The organism is Mycobacterium sp., from assembly GCF_050701675.1.
Classification (GTDB): domain Bacteria; phylum Actinomycetota; class Actinomycetes; order Mycobacteriales; family Mycobacteriaceae; genus Mycobacterium.
The window spans coordinates 1-5588 of record NZ_JBOGDD010001229.1 but is presented as its reverse complement, the minus strand read 5'-3'; the positions used below and the strand labels follow the sequence as shown (position 1 = coordinate 5588).

The 5588-nt window shown below is 66.2% G+C and carries 4 protein-coding genes; 1 reads left to right on the top strand and 3 read right to left on the bottom strand.

All coding sequences use genetic code 11. The features are described from left to right. The 3 genes from katG to ACRDUX_RS38165 form a co-directional block, all read right to left on the bottom strand. A partial coding sequence (gene katG / locus ACRDUX_RS38175; protein ID WP_526422309.1) for a catalase/peroxidase HPI occupies positions 1-1682 on the bottom strand: 1682 nt, incomplete at its 3' end. Positions 1683-1763: 81 nt separating this feature from the next. After that, complete coding sequence (locus ACRDUX_RS38170; protein ID WP_526422307.1) at positions 1764-3152, bottom strand: DNA-binding protein; 1389 nt, start codon at positions 3150-3152, stop codon at positions 1764-1766. A gap of 196 nt (positions 3153-3348) precedes the next feature. Next, a complete protein-coding gene (locus tag ACRDUX_RS38165) occupies positions 3349-4434 on the bottom strand; it encodes a dipeptidase (RefSeq protein ID WP_526422305.1) in 1086 nt (361 codons plus the stop codon). Positions 4435-4769: 335 nt separating this feature from the next. On the opposite strand from ACRDUX_RS38165, the gene ACRDUX_RS38160 reads away from it, so the two are divergent. After that, the gene (locus tag ACRDUX_RS38160) at positions 4770-5582 is read left to right on the top strand and encodes a hypothetical protein (protein ID WP_526422303.1); all 813 of its coding nucleotides are present in this window, start codon (positions 4770-4772) and stop codon (positions 5580-5582) included. The last annotated feature ends 6 nt before the right edge of the window (positions 5583-5588 follow it).

The following is a 5588-nucleotide window of genomic DNA, read 5'->3' as shown; positions in this document are numbered from 1 at the left end:
GTCCACTCCTGCGTTGCGTCCGTACGCCCCCGCCGGAAGGGGACTTCGATGTCGTGACCGGCCTTGGCGGCGGCGTGTTCGATCGCGGCGCACCCACCCAGCACGATCAGATCGGCAAGCGAGATCTTCTTGCCCCCGCGATGGGAATCGTTGAACCCTTGGCGGATCTGCTCCAGTGTGTCCAGCGCGGTCACCAGGGTCTCAGGCTCGTTGACCTCCCAGCTCCGCTGCGGTTCGAGACGGATGCGCGCGCCATTCGCGCCGCCGCGCTTGTCACTGTTTCGGAACGTCGAACCCGAAGCCCACGCCGTGAAGACGAGTTGCGATACCGACAGGCCCGACTGGAGGATCTGAGTCTTGAGCGCGACAACGTCGTCGGCATCGACGAGCTCGTGATCGACTTCTGGCACCGGGTGCTGCCAGATCAGCCGTTCGGACGGGACCAGTGCTCCCAGGTAGCGCTCGATCGGGCCCATGTCGATGTGCGTGAGCTTGAACCAGGCCCGCGCGAACGCGTCCGCAAGCTGGTCCGGATTCGCCAGGAAGCGCCGCGAGATCGCCTCGTATATCGGATCTTCCTGCAACGCGAGGTCCGTGGTGAGCATCGTCGGGGCATGGGTCTTGGATGGGTCGTGGGCGTCCGGAATGGTGCCTGCCCCGGCACCGCCGCGCGGCACCCACTGCCACATCCCGGCAGGGCTGAGCGCCACATCCCACTCGTAGGCGAACAGTGTCTCGAGGAAACTGTTGTCCCACTTCGTCGGTGTGGGCGTCCATATCCCTTCGAGCCCACTGGTCACGGTGTCGGCAGCGTTGCCAGTGCCGAAACTGCTCGCCCAGCCAAGGCCTTGTGCCTCCAGCGGTGCGGTTCCGGGTTCGGGACCGAGGCAGCTGCCAGGGTCGGCCGATCCGTGGGACTTGCCGAACGTGTGCCCGCCCGCGATCAGCGCGACGGTCTCCTCGTCGTTCATCCCCATCCGGCGGAACGTCTGACGGATGTCGCGCGCGGACGCCACCGGGTCCGGCACCGTGGCCGGCCCCTGAGGGTCGACGTAGATCAACCCCATCTCAGTGGCCGCCAGCGGTTCGTCCAGATCCCGGACGCCGCTGTGTCGTTCGTCGGCGAACCACGTGGCCTCCGGGCCCCAGTACGTCTCGTCGGGCTCCCACACGTCTTCCCGGCCACCGGCGAACCCGAACGACGGGAAGCCCATCGACTCCAGCGCGCGATTGCCCGCGAAGACCATCAGGTCGGACCAGGAGATCTTGCGGCCGTACTTCTTCTTCACCGGCCACAGGAGTTGGCGCGCCTTGTCCAGGTTGCGGTTGTCCGGAAAGCCGTTCAAGGGGGCGAAGCGCTGCATCCCCGCGCTGGGGCCACCCCGGCCGTCACCGACGCGGTAGGTGCCGGCACAGTGCCAGGCCATCCGCAGCACGAGCGGTCCGTAATGGCCGAAGTCGGCGGGCCACCAGTCCTGCGAGGTCGTCAGCACCTGGTCCACGTCGCGTGCCAGTTGGTCGAGGTCCAGGGACAGGAACTCCTTGGCGTAGTCGAAGTCCTCGTCCATCGGATTGGCCGCGCGGCAGGGCCGAGCCAGCGTCTTCAGGTTGAGCTGGCGGGGCCAATCGCATTGATCCACGCTTGCCGCGGGGTGATTGCGCCGCTTGAGCGACCCGCGCATGCACATGGTCTGGTCGTAGGTCCTGTTGACGTAAGCGTCAGGGCTCTCGGGCATTGGCCTTCCTTCCGGGCTCTCTAAACCTCAGATGCAGAGCGCACGGCGCACCGCGCGCACGTTCCGCCGGGACACCGGCACCATCGTGTTCTCGTGATCGTCCATGACGAGAACCAGCTCGCCCTTGTCTCGACGTTCGACCTCGCGAATCCTGTTCAGGTTCACGATGTGTCGGCGATGTACCCGCAGGAATCCGGCGTGGGTCAGCTCGTTGTCGAGCTTGTCAAGGCCGGGCGAGGAGGCCCGCATCCTGCCCTGGTCCGTGGACAGCCACACTTCGTTGCCATCCGATTCGGCGAACAAGACTTCTGGCAACCGCAGCAGCACCATCCGGCTCCCCTTGACCCCGACCACTCGACGCGGATGTTCCTCGGCGTACAGGCTTGTTTCGGTCCGCGGCACCTGCTCACCGTCGGCGACACCGAAGGAGATCATGTGGCCGACCAGATTGCCGTAGCGGAACACCGGACGAATTCCGATCGGCATCGGTTCGTCGGCGAGATGGGTGAAGACCTGCGTCGTGCCGGTCCAATCGGGGTTGTGACTCGCCTGCTTGCTGGCGTGCCGGACGGCGTCGACGAATGCCGGGAGCGTGGGATTCCAGCGCACTGCCGGGTCGACTGCCGGACTGTTGCTCGGCACACCGAGTGACACGCTCGCCGTTCCATCGGCGATCACGACCTTGCCTGCCGTATCTACGGCGGCCAGTGCGTCAGTCGACCGCGCCCTGGCGTGGTTGTACGCGGCGAGCAGTTCGGCACCACCATCTCGGGCGCAATTGCGCAATTTGCTCGCGGTGTGCGCGGCGGCGTTCGCCAGCCAGGTGCTCGCGGCCGCTGGCATGTCACCGCGCAAACTCGAGATGTTCAGGCTCGCGATCGGTTCCTTGCTCACCACGTCCCGCACCGCGACGCCCGCGCAGGTCCAGTCGTGGAAGGCCTCACACCAGTGTTCTTCTCGCTTGATCACCAGGGGGTTTCGCGTTCCGAGGGCGGTGCCGATGCCGTTCGTGCCCACCGCGCTCTCCGACCAGCAAAACCATGGCGCGAGGCCGGACCCGGCGGCGACGGAAAGGGTGGCCTTGTCACCCCACTCGGCCAGGACTCGGCCGTTGGCGTCCGCGATGATCACGATGCCGAATTTCGACACCTCGTGGACCATGGCTGCGGCACGAAAACCCAGTTCCGCGAAGACGACATCGTGCTCCAGGGAATGGTCGACCTCCGAGACCGCTGCAGGCGCTTCGGACAGGAACGGGTCGACGCGGTACTGATCCCGACATCGCTGCCAGGAGATGGCCACCTCGGGCCGCACGCCGCGGACGTCGTCATCCCCCTTGACGAAACTTTCCCACGCGTCGTACAGCGCAGTATTGGTCGTGGAGGGAGGTTTCGATTCGAGCCGTGCACCTGACATCGGGGCCACCTTTGCGTGCTTGGACTTGATAGACGAAGCCACGGGTGCCTGAGCGGGCACTCCGGGCATGCCCCTTTTGAGCGCTGCGCATCGTGTGATGTGGATCATATACCTCCTCGAAGTGTGATCGAGTCGAGCAAAGGGGAGCCTTGGACGGTTCGGGGCGACCGGGTTCCCGGCTCAGTCGCCCGCGAAGTTAGCCAGCCGGGTCGGCCACATCCTCGGCCGCTCTGAGCACGCGGAAGATGTTCTCGCCGGCGAGTTTCGCTACGTCGGCGCTTGACCAGCCGCGGTCGGCCAGGGCGGCGAACAGCCGCGGATAGCCCGAAACGTCCTCCAGGCCTTCGGGCATGGCCTCGGCCCCCATGTAGTCACCCCCGATGCCGACATGGTCGATGCCCGTGACCGCACGGACGTGCTCGATATGAGCCACGACGTCCGTCAACGTGGCGACCGGCGGTGGCGACTGCTCCGCAAGCCCGGTCATCAGTGCGTCGTACGCCGGTTCGCCCTTCTGGATCCCACGGTGTCGAGCCTCGGCCTTTGCCTCCGCGTGCCATTGGGTGACCGCCGGTGATACGAACGCGGGCAGGAACGTAACCATGCACACGCCGTCGTTCTTTGCCAACGTCGCAAGGACATCGTCGGGCACGTTGCGAGGGTGGTCGCAGATCGCACGGGCGGAGGAGTGGCTGAAGATCGCGGGCGCGGCGGTCACCCGCAGTGCGTGCCGCATCACGTCGGCAGACACGTGCGAGAGATCGACAAGCATTCCGAGCCGGTTCATCTCGCGTACGACGTCCTCACCGAAATCCGACAATCCGTGCAGCACTGGGTCGTCGGTCGCCGAGTCGGCCCATGGCACGTTCTTGTTGTGGGTCAAGGTCAGGTAGCGCACCCCCAACGCGCGCATCATCCGCAGGACCGCCAGTGATCCGTCGATGCAGTGGCCACCCTCCATGCCCAGCAGCGATGCGATCCGGTCGCCCGAGGCCGCAACCTCGTCCGCAGTCGTCGCCAGCATCAGCCGGTCTGGGTAGCGAGCCACGAAGCGCCGTACGAAGTCGATCTGCTCAAGCGTGGCGGCCACTGCCGAGGGGCCGGCGAAGAGCTCCGGGGACACGTACACCGACCAGAACTGCCCGGTGACGCCGCCGGCCTCCAGCCGCTTCAGATCCGTGTGCAGATTCGGCACCACCCCGGTCAGGTCGACGGCCTCCAGGTCGCCGTCGTACTCCTGGCGCATCGCCCACGCGAGATCGTTGTGACCGTCGATCAGCATCGTCGCCACATCTCCTCCGACCGTTGGGGTTTGGTCGACGCGTGTGTTTTCCATCACGCATGTGGGCCGTCACCTTACGGTTCAAACTGCTCCGTTCGAACCCAAAGCGGGACAACTACCGTTCGACTGAGCTTGGGTGCCGCTCAACGGCATCTGAGAACCTTTCGCGGTTCTCACCAGTCGGTCTACGGCTCACCCACGTGCATGGTCGCTTGGGTGCCGCGCACCGTTCCGCGGCAATCCCACCCCTCCGATCACCCGTTGGGTCGATGTCGGCGGACCCCTTTCACTGGTGTGCTCTGGGTCACACCGATGAAGCGAAGTTGGGAAGTGACATGGGAACTGAGATCCTCGTGATCGACGACGGCTCCGCACCCGTCGTGAACGGCCATTGGGTCCCGACGGGAACCGGAGGGCGCCGGGCCGACGTCTACCGTCGTCTCCGACGACTCGGAGCGACGGTCGTCGACATTCCGTCACTGTCGGCCCAGCACCTTCCGGCTGCGTACCTCGGCAAGCCGCCTGACCTGCGGCTCACCTCCCCTACGAGGCCGGATCGTCGGCGTAGCCACTTGCACGTGCACTCATCGGGTGCCGTCTTGCGGGGGCCAGATGCCGCCGAAGCGGCGACGCTGCTCGCCACACGTGACCGCGCCGCCGCGACGGTCAGCTATGACCTGAACATCGGCGCTGCCGCCAATGGCCTGTCCACGTCAGACCGGACCTCGATCGGGTTCATGATCGGGTGCAGCGACATCGTGACGATGAGTGAGTGCGCCCTCGCGGCACTGCGTCGCGGCGAGCGGCACGCCGATGCGGTCCGCTGGGTGATGGCGCGCGGTCCAGCGATCATCGCGTTGACCGACGACCTTGGTGGCTACGTCGGGTACTTCAGGGGCGGTTCGGTCGTCCATAGCCGCCGTGTCGCCGATGTCGGCGCCGCCCACGGTGTCGGCCGGGCCTTGAGCGTCGGCCTGCTGCATGCACTCGACGAGCGGGGCCTGCTCGGCGCCGGTGCACACGAGGCGTTGCGCCGAATCGGCCGCCCCGAGGCCCATGCCGTGTTCAGCGACGCGAATCGCCATGGCGCATCGTCTTCTTCGCCTCTCGGATCCGTCCCGAGACACGAAATCGAACTGGGCGCGTAGCCTAGC